This is a genomic window from Xanthomonas sp. XNM01, assembly GCF_014851915.1.
Lineage (GTDB): Bacteria > Pseudomonadota > Gammaproteobacteria > Xanthomonadales > Xanthomonadaceae > Pseudoxanthomonas.
Genome location: NZ_JACVAP010000001.1, coordinates 1236639 through 1252601, shown reverse-complemented (window position 1 = coordinate 1252601; position 15963 = coordinate 1236639). Strand labels below are relative to the sequence as shown.

General features: G+C 70.2%; 18 protein-coding genes. 4 read left to right on the top strand and 14 right to left on the bottom strand.

Translation table 11 applies throughout. The features are described 5' to 3' along the window. Nucleotides 1-82 precede the first annotated feature (82 nt). The 3 genes from IB242_RS05715 to orn form a co-directional block, all read right to left on the bottom strand. Nucleotides 83-937 carry an EcsC family protein gene (locus tag IB242_RS05715; RefSeq protein ID WP_225540049.1) on the bottom strand — a complete coding sequence of 285 codons (855 nt, stop codon included), beginning with the start codon at nucleotides 935-937 and terminating at the stop codon, nucleotides 83-85. A 91-nt stretch (nucleotides 938-1028) separates the two neighbouring features. Continuing rightward, the gene (locus tag IB242_RS05710; protein WP_192276741.1) at nucleotides 1029-1766 is read right to left on the bottom strand and encodes an enolase; all 738 of its coding nucleotides are present in this window, start codon (nucleotides 1764-1766) and stop codon (nucleotides 1029-1031) included. A gap of 12 nt (nucleotides 1767-1778) precedes the next feature. Beyond that, nucleotides 1779-2342, bottom strand: coding sequence for an oligoribonuclease (gene orn / locus IB242_RS05705; RefSeq protein WP_192276738.1), 564 nt, complete (start codon nucleotides 2340-2342; stop codon nucleotides 1779-1781). A gap of 103 nt (nucleotides 2343-2445) precedes the next feature. Here orn and IB242_RS05700 point away from each other — a divergent pair, with 103 nt between their 5' ends. Then, the gene (locus tag IB242_RS05700; protein ID WP_225540047.1) at nucleotides 2446-2898 is read left to right on the top strand and encodes a DUF2721 domain-containing protein; all 453 of its coding nucleotides are present in this window, start codon (nucleotides 2446-2448) and stop codon (nucleotides 2896-2898) included. 10 nt (nucleotides 2899-2908) lie between these two features. Here the strand turns inward: IB242_RS05700 and tadA are convergent, their stop codons facing one another. Beyond that, nucleotides 2909-3439 (bottom strand): tRNA adenosine(34) deaminase TadA, encoded by a 531-nt coding sequence (tadA, locus tag IB242_RS05695; protein WP_192276732.1) that lies wholly within the window; start codon nucleotides 3437-3439, stop codon nucleotides 2909-2911. 8 nt (nucleotides 3440-3447) lie between these two features. Further along, nucleotides 3448-4434 carry an aldo/keto reductase gene (locus IB242_RS05690; RefSeq protein WP_192276729.1) on the bottom strand — a complete coding sequence of 329 codons (987 nt, stop codon included), beginning with the start codon at nucleotides 4432-4434 and terminating at the stop codon, nucleotides 3448-3450. A gap of 236 nt (nucleotides 4435-4670) precedes the next feature. Here IB242_RS05690 and IB242_RS05685 point away from each other — a divergent pair, with 236 nt between their 5' ends. Then, nucleotides 4671-5078, top strand: coding sequence for a hypothetical protein (locus IB242_RS05685; RefSeq protein WP_192276726.1), 408 nt, complete (start codon nucleotides 4671-4673; stop codon nucleotides 5076-5078). A gap of 70 nt (nucleotides 5079-5148) precedes the next feature. Here the strand turns inward: IB242_RS05685 and guaA are convergent, their stop codons facing one another. The 4 genes from guaA to IB242_RS05665 form a co-directional block, all read right to left on the bottom strand. Continuing rightward, nucleotides 5149-6717 (bottom strand): glutamine-hydrolyzing GMP synthase, encoded by a 1569-nt coding sequence (gene guaA / locus IB242_RS05680; protein WP_192276723.1) that lies wholly within the window; start codon nucleotides 6715-6717, stop codon nucleotides 5149-5151. Beyond that, entirely contained in the window at nucleotides 6714-7391 is a 678-nt protein-coding gene (locus tag IB242_RS05675) for a hypothetical protein (RefSeq protein WP_192276720.1), read from the bottom strand. The genes guaA and IB242_RS05675 overlap by 4 nt, the downstream gene beginning before the upstream one ends. 8 nt (nucleotides 7392-7399) lie before the next feature. Further along, nucleotides 7400-8860: an IMP dehydrogenase gene (guaB, locus tag IB242_RS05670; protein WP_192276717.1), complete on the bottom strand. Its 1461-nt coding sequence runs from the start codon at nucleotides 8858-8860 to the stop codon at nucleotides 7400-7402. Between the two features lie 157 nt (nucleotides 8861-9017). Further along, complete coding sequence (locus IB242_RS05665; RefSeq protein ID WP_225540238.1) at nucleotides 9018-9857, bottom strand: cytochrome c oxidase assembly protein; 840 nt, start codon at nucleotides 9855-9857, stop codon at nucleotides 9018-9020. Between the two features lie 120 nt (nucleotides 9858-9977). On the opposite strand from IB242_RS05665, the gene IB242_RS05660 reads away from it, so the two are divergent. After that, nucleotides 9978-10496, top strand: a complete 519-nt coding sequence (locus IB242_RS05660; protein WP_192276711.1) for a CopD family protein — start codon at nucleotides 9978-9980, stop codon at nucleotides 10494-10496. Here the strand turns inward: IB242_RS05660 and IB242_RS05655 are convergent. The 5 genes from IB242_RS05655 to folD form a co-directional block, all read right to left on the bottom strand. Beyond that, complete coding sequence (locus tag IB242_RS05655; protein WP_192276708.1) at nucleotides 10439-10969, bottom strand: DUF2231 domain-containing protein; 531 nt, start codon at nucleotides 10967-10969, stop codon at nucleotides 10439-10441. The two genes, IB242_RS05660 and IB242_RS05655, sit on opposite strands and share 58 nt — an antisense overlap. Nucleotides 10970-10978: 9 nt before the next feature. Beyond that, nucleotides 10979-11329, bottom strand: a complete 351-nt coding sequence (locus IB242_RS05650) for a hypothetical protein (protein WP_192276706.1) — start codon at nucleotides 11327-11329, stop codon at nucleotides 10979-10981. After that, entirely contained in the window at nucleotides 11329-13860 is a 2532-nt protein-coding gene (ctaD, locus tag IB242_RS05645; RefSeq protein WP_192276704.1) for a cytochrome c oxidase subunit I, read from the bottom strand. The genes IB242_RS05650 and ctaD overlap by 1 nt, the downstream gene beginning before the upstream one ends. Beyond that, nucleotides 13857-14585 carry a cytochrome c oxidase subunit II gene (gene coxB, locus IB242_RS05640; RefSeq protein ID WP_343237090.1) on the bottom strand — a complete coding sequence of 243 codons (729 nt, stop codon included), beginning with the start codon at nucleotides 14583-14585 and terminating at the stop codon, nucleotides 13857-13859. The genes ctaD and coxB overlap by 4 nt, the downstream gene beginning before the upstream one ends. Before the next feature lie 128 nt (nucleotides 14586-14713). After that, nucleotides 14714-15571, bottom strand: a complete 858-nt coding sequence (gene folD / locus IB242_RS05635) for a bifunctional methylenetetrahydrofolate dehydrogenase/methenyltetrahydrofolate cyclohydrolase FolD (RefSeq protein ID WP_192276702.1) — start codon at nucleotides 15569-15571, stop codon at nucleotides 14714-14716. A 73-nt stretch (nucleotides 15572-15644) separates the two neighbouring features. Here folD and IB242_RS05630 point away from each other — a divergent pair, with 73 nt between their 5' ends. Next, entirely contained in the window at nucleotides 15645-15947 is a 303-nt protein-coding gene (locus tag IB242_RS05630; RefSeq protein WP_192276700.1) for a DUF1244 domain-containing protein, read from the top strand. The last annotated feature ends 16 nt before the right edge of the window (nucleotides 15948-15963 follow it).

Below are 15963 nucleotides of genomic sequence, written 5' to 3'. Positions count from 1 at the left end.
GGCAGCACATGGCCGCACATCATCGGTCACGCACGTGCTGCGATCGGCACCTGGCGCAAGAGGTGGCGCGATGCGCCCGGCCTCAGTCCCGGCCCGCCGCGATCCTGTCGTAGGCCTCGCGTACCGCGGTCTCGCCGTACGTCTTCTCGAGCCGGCGCACGATGAAATGCCCGCGCGCCACGTCCTGGTAGTAGTCGGTGAACATGGTGTTGAGCGTCGCGCCGGCCGCCGCACCGATCACCGGCACCGCCTGTGCGGCGAACTTCTCGCCGACGACCACGCCGAACCGCGCGGCTACTTTCTCCACCAGCTTGGCCAACAGCTTGCCGGCCTCCTTCGGGGCGACGCCGAGCGTGAGCCCCTGCCCGGTCGCGACCCGGCCGGCGAGTTCGGCCGACAGGTGGCGGACCACGTCGGCAGTGAATCCGCGCGCGAGGTAGTAACCGGTCTCGCTGGCATCGTCGCCGCCGCTGTTGCCGCCCAGCGCGAACACCTCCAGGCACGCCTGGCGCGTGGCGAGGTCGCGCAGGTCGAAGCCTTCGCTGCGGGCCACGTCGGCCACCGCACGCATCATGATCGTGGTCGACACCGGCAGCTCGACCAGCAGCGCAGTGAAGCCGAAGGCACCGCCGACCGCGCCGGTGGTGGCAGCCGCAAGCTTGTGCCAGCGCGGCGAAGCCGCCCGGCCCGGCGTGTTGTCCATGCTCCACAGCGCGGTCTGCACGGCCTTGTGCAGCGCCGCCTCGACCGCGCCGTGGATGCGTCGGGTCACGCCATCGGGCAGGCGCTTGACCGCGAACTCCAGTGGCGCGCCGACCAGGTTGGCCATGCGCGCGGTGATCGTCGGCGCTTCAAGCAGGGCGACGGCGCGCTGCAGGTCGGCTAGGTCGCGCGGATGGGCGTCGATGGCGCGAGGAGGAAGCGTCGGCATCTGCATGGGCCGATCATAGGGCGTTCGCCGCCGTCGACCGATGAACGCCAGATTTCCGCAGGCGCGGCAGCTGCGATCTTGCGGTGGCTGGAGCGGCTCAGCTCCAGTCGAAGGTCAGCAGCACGGTGTCCGACTGCGGCTCGTAGAACAGCATGATCGCGTCCGCCCCGGAATGCTGCCAGGGATAGCCGGACACGCTGGCGATGAAGCGGAACGCAGCGCCGTCCTTCCAGCGCGGAAACACGTCGTCTTCGTCGCGGGTATCGAGCTCAAACGCATCGGGCGGGTCCGGGCAGACCGTCCAGTTGGCATAGCCGGTGGTCCCGCCGAGCTGGTCGAGCAGATGTCCCTCACCGCCCGAACTGCTGCGCTGCGACGGATCGTCATCGTCGGCGAAGGTCAGCACGCCATACCGGGCATAGCGCTGCCGCGACGCCTCGTAGGCGGCCTGCTGGGCGGCGTAGTGGGCCTTGAGTCCGTCACGCAGGCGCATGGCGTCCGCATCGGCGCCAGCGGCGTCCTGTTCGAGCAGGAAATAGCCCTGGCGCCCGAGGAAGCGGTAGCGGCCGTCCCCATCGCGACGGAACGCCAGCCAGTTCTCGCGCGCATGCCGGTCGTGGAATGCGGTGCTGTGGTCGCCGACGTAGCCCTCGTGAGGCTCCAGCGGGTTCAGCAGGTGCAGCCAGCCCTGCCACGACGGCTCGATCGCGGCCAGGTCGATCGAAACCAGCGGATGCAGGTGCCGGGCCAGCCAGGCCTGGTCGTCGGCGAAAACCTCGCCGGCATCGGGAAACGGACGCAGGCGTGGATCGGGATTCCTGATGTCGACGTCCATGCCGCTCAACTCCTACTCGGCGGCAAGCCGGGCGATGTGCTGGCGGTAGTAGCGCAGTTCGTCGATCGAGTCGTGCACGTCGCTCAGTGCGGTGTGCGAGGACTGCTTGCGCACCCCGGCCAGCACGTCCGGCGCCCAGCGGCGCGCCAGTTCCTTGATCGTGGACACGTCGAGGTTTCGGTAGTGGAAGTACTTCTCCAGCCGCGGCATCAGCCGGTGCAGGAAGCGCCGGTCCTGGCAGATCGAATTGCCCGACATCGGCGAGGTCGCGGCCGGAACCCAGTCCTGCAGGAAGGCGACGGTGCGCGCCTCGGCCTGGGCCAGGGTGACGTCACTGGCCACCACCCGCTCCCACAGGCCCGAACGGCGGTGCTGGTTGCGGTTCCACTCGTCCATCGCCTCCAGCGTCTCCAGCGCATGGCCGATCGCCAGCTCAGGGCCTTCGGCGAGCACGTTGAGCTGCGCATCGGTCACCACCGTGGCGATCTCCAGGATGGAATCGCGGTCGGTATCCAGACCGGTCATCTCGAGGTCGATCCAGATCAGCCGGTCCTGGCCGGTGGAGGCTGCGCGCATGCGTGTGTGTCCTGTGCGTTGGAGTGCACGGCAGCGTGCTTGCCAGCCGCGCGCGGGCTGGCATGATAACGCAGGACCCACCACCCGCCGGCCGATGAACCCGATGACCAGCCACTATGCCGTGCTCACCGCGATGCTGGCCCCGGCGTTCTTCCTGACCGCCACCGCCTCGCTGCTGCTGTCGGCCAACAACCGCCTGTCGCGCATCATCGATCGCGCCCGTGGCCTGCTGCGCGAACTTCCGGACGCCGGCGACGAGGTGGAGCGCGCGCTGTACGAACAGCGCATCGCGCTGCAGCGTCGCCGCAGCCTGATCGTGATGCGCGCCGGCCAGCTCCTGTACGCGGCGATCTGCTTCTTCGTGGGCACCAGCCTGGCCGTGGCCGCCGACTCGGTGCTCGACCACAGGCTCGGCATGACACCGACGGTCCTTGCGGGTTTCGGCGTGCTGGCAATGCTGGTGGCCAGCCTGCTGCTGGCGCACGAATCCTCGCTCGCGGTCACCGCGATCAACGAAGAGATGGACCACCGCCACGTGCCACGCGCGAAGGCGTGAGCAGGCGCGGTCAGGGCAGCGGCGGGCGGCCGCGCTTGGCACGGAAGTAGTTGGTCAGGCGCCGCCCGGCCTCGTCGCCGAGGATGCCGCCGGTGACCGCGATGCGATGGTTGTGGCGCGGATCGCCCATCAGGTCGAACACGCTGCCGCAGGCACCGGTCTTCGGATCGGTCGCCGCATAGACCACACGCGCCACACGGGCATGCACCAGCGCCATCGCGCACATCGCGCAGGGCTCCAGGGTCACGTACAGGGTGGCCCCCACCAGCCGATGGTTGCCCAGCGCCCTGCCCGCCTCGCGCATCGCCACGATCTCGGCATGCGCGCTGGGATCATGGTCGACGATGTTGCGGTTCCAGCCCTCGCCCAGCAGCCGGCCATCCGCACCGACCAGCAGCGCGCCGACCGGGATCTCGTCGAACTCGCGCTGCGCGCGTTCGGCCAGCGCCAGCGCATGCCGCATCCAGCGCAGGTCGTCGTCGCTGCACGGCGGCACCGGGACGGCGGCAGCCGTGTCCGCAGGGGTGTTTCCGTGTGTCATCGCCGCACTCACCAGCGCTGGTGCACGTACGGACGGATGTCGGCGTCGTAGATCGCCCGCATCGCCGCCATCCGCGCATCGTCCAGCGCCGGCAGCCCCGCCGCGGCGATGTTGGCCAGGGCCTGCTGCCGGTTGCGGGCGCCGGGAATCACCACGCTGACCGCCTCGTCCATCAGGATCCAGCGCAGTGCCAGCTGCGCCAGCGTGGTCCCGCCGGGCACCAGCGGACGCAGCTTCTCCACCGCGGCAAGACCGATCTCGTACGGCACGCCGGCGAAGGTCTCGCCGACATCGAAGGCCTCGCCGTTGCGATTGAACCGGCGATGGTCGTTGGCTTCGAACTGCGTGCCGGCGTCGAACTTGCCGCTGAGCAGGCCGCTGGCCAGCGGCACGCGCACGATCACCGCCACGCCACGCTGCTGCGCCTGCCGGAAGAACAGCTCGGCCGGGCGCTGCCGGAACAGGTTGTAGATGATCTGGACGCTGGCCACGCCCGGGTACTCGATCGCCTTGACCGCTTCTTCCACGCGCTCGACGCTGACCCCGTACGCGGCGACGGCGCCACGCTCGACCAGCCGCTCCATCCGCTCGAACAGCTCAGGGTGGTAGTACGCATCGGTCGGAGGACAATGCAGCTGGAGCAGGTCGAGCGTGTCGACCTCGAGGTTGCGCCGGCTGCGGTCGATCCAGGCCTGAAGGTTTCCCTCGCTGTATCCGGCTACGTCCTGGACCGGCAGCCGGCGTCCGGCCTTGGTCGCGACGAACGGACGCGGGCCGCCGCGCTCGCGCAGCACGCGCGCGATCAGGCGCTCGGAGTGGCCGTCGCCGTACACATCGGCGGTATCGATGAAGTCGAGCCCGGCGTCCAGTGCGGCATGCAGGGCGGCGATCGACGCACCGTCGTCCACCTGCCCCCACGCATCGCCGATGGCCCAGGCACCGAAGCCAATCTCGCCGACGGTGCGGCCACTGCGGCCGAAAGGTCTGTGTCGCATGGAATGCTCCGCAGGCTGCGCGCGGCGCCATCGCCGCGGCCGCCAAGGATACTCCTGCATGCCGGCAGGCCGCGCATGAACCGCGCCTGCCATCCGCGTCCGAGCCTGCACGCGTCGCTAACACCCGCGCGCCTGTGCCGCGACATCATCCGGTGCAACGCGCCAGCGCGCACGACGACGAGGAACCGATGCGACCGCCCCTGCTCCTGCCTTCCGCACTGCTCGCCGCCGGGCTCATGCCCGCAGCCGTCTTCGCCCAGAGCGACCGCGAGGTCGCCGAACGCGCGATCGAGGTCAGTGCCGCCGTCTGCCCCGGCCACTCGGCCGAGCGGACCGGGCCGACCGTCCGCGCCATGCCGGTGGGTGCGCTGCGGGTGCTCGCCCGGCGCGACTTCGTGCTCTGCCCGGACCGGCGCCTGGAAGGCGATGCGGCCGTGGTGTTCTACCCGCAGGCCGGGGTATTCGCATGGAACCCGGACAACGCGGCTTCCGGCAAGGCACTGGTCTCCATCGTCGACACGCTCACCCGCAGCGAGGAATTTCCGGTCCAGACCAGTGTCTGGAACAATGCGGGCAAGCCCCTGCAGCAGCAGGTGGTGCCGGCATTCGAACCGCGCCCGGACGCGCGCCGGTCGCGCTGGTAAGCACCACGGCCGGCGGAAACGGACAGGGCGCCCTTGGGCGCCCTGTCCATTGATCAGCGCGACCGCGCGGTCACTCCCATTCGATCGTCGCCGGCGGCTTGCCGCTGATGTCGTAGACCACGCGCGACACGCCGCGCAGCTCGTTGATGATGCGGTTGGACACCTTGCCGAGGAACTCGTACGGCAGGTGCGCCCAGTGCGCGGTCATGAAGTCGATGGTCTCCACCGCGCGCAGCGCGATCACCCACTCGTAGGCGCGCGCGTCACCGACCACGCCGACCGACTTGACCGGCAGGAACACCGCGAACGCCTGGCTGGTCTTGTCGTACAGGTCCCAGGCGCGCAGTTCCTCGATGAAGATCGCATCGGCGCGGGCCAGCAGCTCGGCGTACTCCGGCTTCACTTCGCCGAGGATGCGCACGCCCAGGCCCGGGCCCGGGAACGGGTGGCGGTAGACCATGGTGCGCGGCAGGCCGAGTTCGACGCCCAGACGCCGCACTTCGTCCTTGAACAGCTCGCGCAGCGGTTCGACCAGACCCAGCTTCATGTGCTCGGGCAGGCCACCGACGTTGTGGTGGCTCTTGATGACGTGCGCCTTGCCGGTCTTGCTGCCGGCCGACTCGATCACGTCCGGATAGATCGTGCCCTGCGCCAGCCACTTGGCGTTCTTCAGCTTGTTCGACTCTTCCTCGAAGATCTCGACGAACAGGTTGCCGATGATCTTGCGCTTGGCTTCCGGGTCGGCCACGCCCTGCAGCGCGGTGAAGTAGCGCTCGGCGGCGTTGACGCGCACGACCTTGACGCCCATGTGCTCGGCGAACATCGCCATCACCTGGTCGCCTTCCTGCCAGCGCAGCAGGCCGGTGTCGACGAACACGCAGGTCAGCTGGTCGCCGATCGCCTTGTGCAGCAGCGCGGCGACCACCGACGAATCGACACCGCCGGACAGGCCGAGGATCACCTCGTCGCTGCCGACCTGCTCGCGCACGCGCGCGATCTGGTCGTCGATGATGTGAGCGGCGGTCCACAGCGTCTGGCAGCCGCAGATCTCGGTGACGAAGCGCTGCAGCAGCGCCTGGCCCTGCTTGGTGTGGGTCACTTCCGGGTGGAACTGCACGCCATACCAGCCGCGTGCGTCGTCGGCGAAGGCCGCGACCGGGATGCGGTCGGTCTTCGCGGTGACGGTGAAGCCCGGCGGCGCCACCGACACGTGGTCGCCATGGCTCATCCACACGTCCAGCCGCGGCGGCGAGCCGGGATGGTCCTTCAGCCCGTCGAACAGGCGGTCCTGCGCGACCAGCGACACCTCGGCGTGGCCGAACTCGCGCTGGTCGGCGGCCTCGGTGTCGCCACCGAGCTGCTTGGCCATCGTCTGCATGCCGTAGCAGATGCCCAGGATCGGCAGGCCGGCATCGAACACCTGCTGCGGCGCGCGCGGCGAGCCGTCGACGGTGGTCGATTCCGGGCCGCCGGACAGGATGATGCCCCTGGCACCGAATGCGGCGATCTCGGCCGGATCGTGGTCCCAGGCCCAGATCTCGCAGTAGACGCCGATCTCGCGGATGCGGCGGGCGATCAGCTGCGTGTACTGCGCGCCGAAATCGAGGATGAGGATCTTGTCGCTGTGGATGTCGGTCATCGCGTAGTAGCCCGGTTGCGCCCGATCCTGGGCGACGTCGTGGTGAAGGATGGATCGATGAGTGCGCGGAATGCCTGGTACTGCCGGACCTGGTCTGGATCGTCTGCCGACCAGTGCACTGCGAGCATGCCCTGATGCTCCCGGCGCGGCGAGGTGGGCGTGCGGCGGTCACCGTCGGTCCAGACCACCACTTCGCTCCGGCCTGGGCCTTCATGCTGTTCCTGGCGCAGGCCGATCAGGGCCTGCGGCCGTCGTGGCGAGGACTCCAGCCAGAGCGTGTGGAGCCGGAATGCGGCGGCGTACTCGGGCCCCTCGCCCCCCAGTTCGGCAACGACCTGGGCAAGGTCGGTAAACGGCGTGGCCGGCGATGCCGGCTCCTCGATGCAGCGTACGCTGACCGAGAAGCCGTTTCCGAGCCCACCGGCACCGGTCAGCTGCCAGTGCAGCTCATCCAGCGCGGCCGGCTGCCACTGGTCGGGAATGCGGAATCGCGCGCCACAGGCCGTGAACATCTGCCCGGGCTGCTGCCCGGCATCGGCGGCGTCTGCCGCGCCGACGGCGCCATCGGTGGACGCCGGTTGCGAGACGACCGGTGCCGTCGCACGGCCCTGCGCGCAACCGCCGGCCAGCAGCGCGGCCGCGACGGTCAGTGTCGCCGCGGCCACCTTCGCCACGCCCGGTCTCATCCGGCGCGGTAGTTCGGCGGTTCTTTGGTGATCTGCACGTCGTGGACGTGGCTTTCGCGCTGGCCGGCACCGGTGATCACCACGAACTTCGGCTTGCTGCGCATCTCCTCGATGGTCGCGCAGCCGACATAGCCCATGGTGGCACGCAGGCCGCCGAGCAGCTGGTGGATCACCGCCGCCAGCGGACCACGCACCGGGACCCGGCCCTCGATGCCTTCCGGCACCAGCTTGTCGGCATCCGAGGCGTCCTGGAAATAGCGGTCCTTGGACCCCTTCTCCATCGCGCCCAGGCTGCCCATGCCGCGGTAGCTCTTGTAGGCGCGGCCCTGGAACAGCTCGACCTCGCCCGGCGCCTCCTCGGTGCCGGCGAACAGGCCACCGGCCATCACCGTCGAGGCACCGGCGGCGATCGCCTTGCCGATGTCGCCCGAGTAGCGGATGCCGCCGTCGGCGATCAGCGGGATGCGGTCCTGCAGCGCCTCGGCGACCATGTCGATCGCGGTGATCTGCGGCACGCCGACGCCGGCGACCACGCGGGTGGTGCAGATCGAGCCGGGGCCCACGCCGACCTTCACCGCGTCGGCGCCGGCGTCGTACAGCGCCAGCGCGGCATCGCCGGTGACGATGTTGCCGCCGATCACCTGCACCTGCGGGAAGTTCTTCTTGACCCAGGCCACGCGGTCGATCACCGCCTGCGAGTGGCCGTGCGCGGTATCGACCACGATCACGTCCACGCCGGCCGCCACCAGGGCTTCCACGCGCAGTTCGGTGTCGCCGCCGACGCCGACCGCCGCGCCGACCAGCAGGCGCGAGGACGCGTCCTTGGCCGCGTTCGGGTTGTCGGTCTTCTTCTGGATGTCCTTGACCGTGATCAGGCCGCGCAGCGCGTAGTCGCCGTTGACCACCAGCACCTTCTCGATGCGGTGCTTGTGCAGCAGCTTGAGGACTTCCTCGTCGGCAGCGCCCTCGTTGACCGTGACCAGGCGGTCCTTCTTGGTCATGATGTGGCGGACCGGATCGTCCAGCTCGGTCTCGAAGCGCATGTCGCGGCGGGTCACGATGCCGGCCAGCTGGCCCGCGTCGTCGACCACCGGCACGCCGGAGATGTTGCGGGCGCGGGTCAAGGCCAGCACTTCGCGGATGGTGGTGTCCGGGCGCACGGTGAACGGGTCGCGGATCACGCCGGACTCGAACTTCTTCACCTTGGCCACTTCGGCCGCCTGCTGCTCGGCGGTCATGTTCTTGTGCAGGATGCCGATGCCGCCGAGCTGGGCCATGGCCACGGCCAGGCGCGCTTCGGTCACCGTGTCCATCGCCGCCGAGACGATCGGCAGGTTGATGCGCAGGTCGCGGGTCAGGCGGGTGCCGAGCGAGACATCCTTCGGCAGCACGGCAGAATGGGCGGGGACGAGCGAGACGTCGTCGTAGGTGAGTGCTTCGGCCTGGATGCGCAGCATCGGCATACCCGTTTGTGGGGAAGCACGACATTATACGCCCGAAGCCGGCCGCGATGCTGCCCACTGGACGGACGCAACATTCCGGTGGCGGGGCCTGACCGCCCCGGCAGGACGTCCGTCCGGCCTGGGGCACGCCGGGAAGCCCGCACCCCACGCCTCAGCGCCGCACCGCCCCCGTCGGCCGACGCGACCGCTCCAGCCTTCCGAACCCGCGCCACAGCAGCCAGGCCGCCCCGGCCAGATACGGCAGGCAGCTCGGGACCCACATCAGCAGGCCGGCCAGCTGCTGGTCGGCCAGCGGTGCCAGCCCCAGCTCGGGAGCGCGCAGGACGTAGACCGCGTACAGCGGGCGCGAGGCGAAGGTCAGCAGCGCGCCGATGAAGCCCATCTGCATCATCACCACGACCAGGGCCACCAGGCCCGGCACCGCCCCGGCCACCGGATCGCGGATCCGCCGCCACAGCGCGCCCCAGAACCAGAGGCCGGCGACCAGGAAGCTGGCGTGCATCGTCCAGTGCAGGACCTCGCCCTCCAGCGCACGCTGCAGCCCGCCCGGGGTATGCCACAGCCACATCGCCGCGCAGTGCGCGATCGTCGCCGGCGCGAGCGCGTCGCCCAGCCAGCGCTGCAGCGGATGCAGCACACGGTGCAGCCGCCGGGACCAGGCGGCCGGCAGCGCGCAGGCCACCACCGCCAGTGGCCGGCCGGCCAACAGCAGCGGCGGCACCAGCGCCAGCAGCACCATGTGCTGGGCCATGTGCGCGGCCAGCGACCATGCACCGAGGGCCCGCAGCGGGCCGGCGGTGACCAGCAGCAACAGCCCGGTTCCGGCGCCGAAGCAGACCACCGCCCCCCTGCCGACACCACGGCCCCACCCTCGCCGCCACAGCCTGCACACGCCGATGCCGTAGAGCACGGCGAGCAGCACCAGCGGCAGCTGCGTCCAGAGCGAGGCGAACCAGCCCACCTGCTCAAGCGGGGTCGGCACCCGGCACATCGACTGGGCCGCGGCGGGCGGGGACAGCGCCGCGAGCGCGGCCGACGCCATCGATGCCCACGCGCGCTTCGCGCCCGGCCGGCTACGGTGTCCCGATCGGATCTTCGGCGGGATGCGCGCGTGTACTTCTGGCTCAAGCTGCTGCACATCGGCGCGGTGATGTTGTGGTTCACCGGCCTGTTCTTTCTGCCGCGCCTGTTCGTGGCGCGGCATGCCGGCGAGGTCGACGCCGATCCGGAGTTCTTCAACGTCACCGCCAACCTGCTGTTCTTCCGCATCGCCACGCCATCGGCGCTGGTCGCCATCGCGCTGGGCATGGTGCTGATCGCCTGGATCCCGTTCGATGCCTGGCTCGCGATGAAACTGGTGCTGGTCACCTTCGCGGTGCTGCTGCACCTGTATTTCGGCCTGCATCTGTACCAGCTCGGCCAGGGCCACGACCGCCACGGTGCCACCTTCTACCGCATCGTCGGCTGGCTGCCGCTGCTGTTGCTGCTGGGCCTGGCCGCGCTCACCGGAGCCAAGCCGGACAGCGCCGGGACGCTGCCGCCTGCGCCGAATCCGATCGGCGGCCAGGCCGCTCATGCCGCCGGCGGCGTGCCGTCGCCGCCCTCTTCCTCTTCGGACGCGTTGCCGTAGACGCCGATCCCGTACTTGAAGGTCAGCGTACCTCCCAGCCAGCCGGCCACGCCGACCAGCAGCAGGCCGGTGACCGACAGCATCAGCCCCCACGGCCACACCGCCTCCACCGCATCGGCCATGCGCAGGCGCACGCCGGCGGCCGAGACCGCCAGCAGCATCACCGCGGCGATGGCGTGGCTCCATACCGACACATGCCGGCGCGCGACGCGGATCAGCAGCATGTCGCAGGTCCCCACGATCGCCGCGACCAGCCCGCCCCCCAGCCCGACCATGTTCAGCAGCAGCGACACCTGTCCCCAGAACGGCGTGCCGGTCCACAGCAGGGCCAGGTCGCTGACCGGCAGCAGGCTCAGGCAGGCGATCGGATAGACCACCAACATCGGATGCAGTGGATGCTGCCGGATCGCGACCGCACTCGACACGGTGCTGCTGCGTTCCTTGGGGACGGGTTGTTTCAGGCTCTTGCGCATCGATGCTCCTCAGGCGCAGGGCCGCAGCAACAGGATCGGAATCGTGGTGAAGACCACTGCGACCAGCGACAGCAGCGCGACCAGCGCGGTGGCCAGCGACAGGAAGTGCCGGCGGCGCTGCACCGCGTCGCACGGACCCGCACCGGCCACCGCGGCGCGGCGCGCGCGCAGGCCGAGCCAGGCGATCACCAGCAGCGCCGCCACGGTCAGCGCAAGCAGGAGCGTGGTCAGCAGCGTCTGGTTCCAGCCCTCGACGCAGCCCAGGCCCTGCAGGCTGTAGACCACGACGAAATGCAGCGCCCACACCGCCATCGGCGCCGCCAGGCCCACCAGCCGCCAGGGTGCGATCGCCTGCAGCATCACAGCGCCCCCGGGAACAGGTGGATCACCGCCCACATCACCACGCCCTGCCCGACCGTATAGCGCCAGAAGGCGACGGCGATGCGCAGTTCCAGCGGGCGCGCCGCGTCGACGTGCCGGCGGTGCAGCCGCGCGGCCACGAACGCGGCGATGAGCATCGCCACGCCGACGTGCACCGCGTGGAAGCCGGCCAGCGTCCACACCACCGACGCGTACGCATGACCCGACGGCGCGCCCACCAGCGACGACACCAGCGGCAGATGCAGCGCGAGGAACCCGACCGCAGGCGCCAGCGTCGCCAGCAGCCAGAGCATGGCGGTACCGCCCCGGCCGGCGCGCAACGCCCGCATCGACACCGCGGCCAGCGGCCAGCATGCCGCCATCAGGCCCAGCGCGACCCATCCGGACAAGCCAGCCCCGGCGGACATCCCCGGCGGTGGCCATGCCGGCGTGCCCAGCCACAGGTAGAAATAGGCGAACACCAGCGAGGCGAACAGTGACCCATCGATCAGCAGGCTCGACACCAGCGCCCACCAGCCCGGTGCGTTGCGGCTGGCGTACTGCACCGGCAGCGCGAGCGACGGCGTGGCGGACAGCCGCGGTGCCGCGTGGCGGTCGCCGGTGGTCCAGGCCCAGACCAGCAGGCAGGCCAGCAGCGGCAGCAACAACAGCGCGGCGGCGACATACCACTTGGCGAGGAAGCAGGCCAGCAGCGCGGCGATCGCCAACGCGGCGATCAGCGGCTGCCAGCTCGAGCTCGACAGGCGGATCACCTGCTCCGGCTCGGCGGTCAGCAGGCCGGTGCCGAGCATCTCGCGGCGCCCGTGCGCCGCATCGCCGAGCAGGCCGTCGGTGCCCGCCGTACGCGCGGCCAGCGGCGGGTCGTCCCACAGCGGATACCGGTCGCGCACCTCGGGCACCGAAGCGAAGTTGTAGGCCGGCACCGGCTGCGGCAGCGCCCACTCCAGGGTGCCGGCCTGCCAGGGATTGGCGCTGGCGCGCCGGCCATGGCGGAAACACAGCGCCGCATCGACCAGGATCGCGACCATGCCCACCGCCAGTGCGAAGCCGGCCGCTGTCGAGACCAGGTTCAGCCAGTGCACCCCCAGCTCCATCGGGTAATCCTGCACGCGCCGCGGCAGGCCCATCAGGCCGGTCAGGTGCATCGGCAGGAAGGTCAGGTTGAAGCCGACGAACACCAGCCAGAACGCAGTACGGCCGATGCTCTCCGACGGCATCCGCCCGCTGGCCAGCGGCAGCCAGTAGTACAGGCCGGCGAACAACGGGAACATCAGCCCGCCGATCAGCACGTAATGCAGGTGCGCGACAACGAAATGGCTGTCGTGCGCCTGCCAGTCGAACGGCACGAAGGCCAGCATCACCCCGGTCAGCCCGCCGAGCACGAACACCACGAAGAAGCCGACCAGATGCAGCATCGGCAGCCGCAGCCAGGGCCGGCCCGACCACAGCGTGGCGATCCACGCGAACACCTGGATGCCGCTGGGCACGGCCACCGCCATGCTCGCCGCGCTGAAGAACGCCAGCGCCAGCAGCGGGATGCCGACCGCGAACATGTGGTGCACCCACAGGCCGAAACTCAGGAAGCCGGTCGACACCAGCGCCAGCACGATCCACAGGTAGCCCACCACCGGCCGCCGCGCGAACGTCGGCACGATCATCGAGACCATGCCCGCCGCCGGCAGGAAGATGATGTACACCTCCGGGTGCCCGAACAGCCAGAACAGGTGCTGCCACAGCAGCGGGTCACCGCCGCGGGCGACATCGAAGAAGGCGAAGCCGAATGCGCGCTGGATCTCCAGCAGGATGCTGCCGAGGATCAGCGGCGGGAAGCCGAACGCGATCATGAAGGCGGTCACCAGCACCGCCCACGCGAACAGCGGCATCCGTCGCAGATCCATGCCCGGCGCGCGGGTGATCAGCACCGCGACGATCAGCTCGACCGCCGCGGCCACCGCCGAGATCTCGGCGAAGGTCACCCCGACCAGCCAGAAATCCGGGCCGCGCCCGGGCGAGAACGTGGCATCGGTCAGCGGCACGTACATGAACCAGCCGCCATCCGGCGCCGCGTCGAACAGCAGGCTCGAATACAGGAACAGGCCGCCGAACAGATAGCACCAGTAGCCAAACGCGCCCAGGCGCGGGAACGGCAGGTCGCGCGCGCCGAGCATCTTCGGCAGCAGGTACATCGCGAAGCCTTCCAGCACCGGCACCGCGAACAGGAACATCATCGTCGTGCCGTGCAGGGTCACGAACTGCGCGTAGCGCTGCGGGTCGAGCACCTCGTTGCCCGGCCATGCCAGCTGCAGGCGGATGAACATCGACAGCGCGCCGCCGATCACCATGAAGGCGAACCCGGTCAGGATGAAGCGTATCGCCACGGTGCTGTGGTTGACCGCGGTCAGCTGCCCCTTCCAGCCCGGTGCGTTGGACCAGATGCGATCGAGCAGGCGCAGGCGCAGGCGCTCCGCGTCATGCGGGCCGCGCACGCCGCTGTCCACAGGGACCGTCATCGGGCACCTCCCTGTCCGATCGCATGCTCCCGCAGCCAGGCCGCATACGCGTCGGCCTCCAGCACCCGCACCTCGAACGCCATCAGCGCGTGGTCCAGCCCGCAGAACTCTGCGCACTGGCCGCGCATCGGGCCGGCCGCATCGGCACGCAGGCGCAGCACGTTGGTGCGCCCGGGAATCGCATCGATCTTGCCGCCCAGGCGCGGGATCCAGAAACTGTGGATCACGTCGGCGCTGTCGATGCGGAACTCGACCATGCCGCCCAGCGGCATCGCCAGCACGTCGGTCGAGGTGGCCAGCGGCTGGCCGGCGTCATCGAGGTAGACGAAGTCCCACTGCCATTGCCGCGCGCTGACCGCGACCACGTGGTCCACCTCGGCGCCGCGTCCGGTCACTCGGTCGCTGGTCAGCGTGCCGTACACCAGCAGCGCCGCCAGCAGCACGACCGGCAGCACCAGCCCGCCGATCACGATCAGGCGGCGCCCTCCACTGGCGGTCATGCCGCGTGCGCGCTGCATGCCCATCAGCACCAGCGCCACCACCAGGGTCCAGATCGCCAGCGCGGCCCAGAACATCAGCCACCAGCTGCGTGCGATCGCCGCCGCGGCCGGGCCGGCCGGGTCGAGGGCCGATTGCGGCCCGGACGCGCTGCAGGCGCACAGGATCAGCGTCGCGGCCGGACAGAGCAGTGCGCGAAGACGCGGGGACGCAACGATGGGACACACCCTCCTCGACCACGACACGGCCTGCGTCGCAGTCGCCGCATCGGTGTAGTTACCGGAATGCGGTCAGTATCTTCAGTGCGTCGTGAAGCCGCCGCGATGCGCGACTGCGCGAGGTATGCGGGGCGCGTTCAGCCGGCCGCTTCCACCGCCTCGATGGTGTTCTGCATCAGCGTGGCCACGGTCATCGGGCCGACGCCACCCGGCACCGGCGTGATCCAGGCCGCGCGTTCGGCGGCGGCATCGAAGCCGACGTCACCGACCAGGCGGCCGTCCTCGATCCGGTTGATGCCGACGTCGATCACCACGGCGCCCGGCTTGACCCACTCGCCCGGCACGATGCCCGGCCGGCCGACCGCGACCACCAGGATGTCGGCGTTGCGCACCGCCTGTTCCAGCACGTCGGCCGGGGTGAACTTGTGGCAGCTGGTCACGGTGCAGCCTGCGATCAGCAGCTCCAGCCCCATCGGCCGGCCGACATGGTTGCTGACCCCGACGATGGTCGCGTTGCGGCCGCGCACCGGGCGGTCGGTATGGGCCAGCAGGGTCATGATCCCGCGCGGCGTGCACGGTCGCAGGCCGAACTGGCGCAGCGCCAGATGGCCGACGTTCTCCGGATGGAAGCCGTCGACATCCTTGCGCGGATCGATCCGGTGGATCAGCGCGGTCGCGTCCGGAATGCCCGGCAACGGCAGCTGGACCAGGATGCCGTGGATCTTCGGATCGGCATTGAGCTGGTCGATCAGGGCCAGAATCTCGGCCTCGGAGGTGCCGGCCGGCAGGTCGTAGTCGAACGCCTCGATGCCGACCTTCTCGGCGGCACGGCGCTTGTTGCGCACGTACACGGCCGAGGCCGGATCCTCGCCGACCAGCACCACCGCCAGACCGGGCCGCGAGAGGCCGCGCTCCAGCCGCGCATCGACGCGGACCTTGAGTTCATCGAGCAGGTCTTCGGCCACGCGGCGGCCATCGAGGATGCGTGCGGTCATCGGGATCGGGGGTGTGGCGACGGTGTAGAGTCGGCCATTGTCCCCGATTTCCACTCCCCCGAGATAGCCACGCATGCAGGACGACACCATCACCCGGATCGAGGCCGCCGCCTTCCGCCGCCTGCTGGACCACCTGAACGTGCAGCGCCCGGACGTGCAGAACATCGACCTGATGATCCTGGCCGGCTTCTGCCGCAACTGCCTGGGCGACTGGTACCGCGAGGCCGCGGCCGAGGCCGGCATCGCGCTGGACAAGGAGCAGGCCCGCGAACGCGTCTACGGCATGCCCTTCGCCGAGTGGAAGGCGCTGCACCAGCAGGACGCCACGCCCGAGCAGCTGGCCGCGTTCGAGGCCGCGCTCCAGCGCCATGGCTGAACGGCGCCGGAGCCTG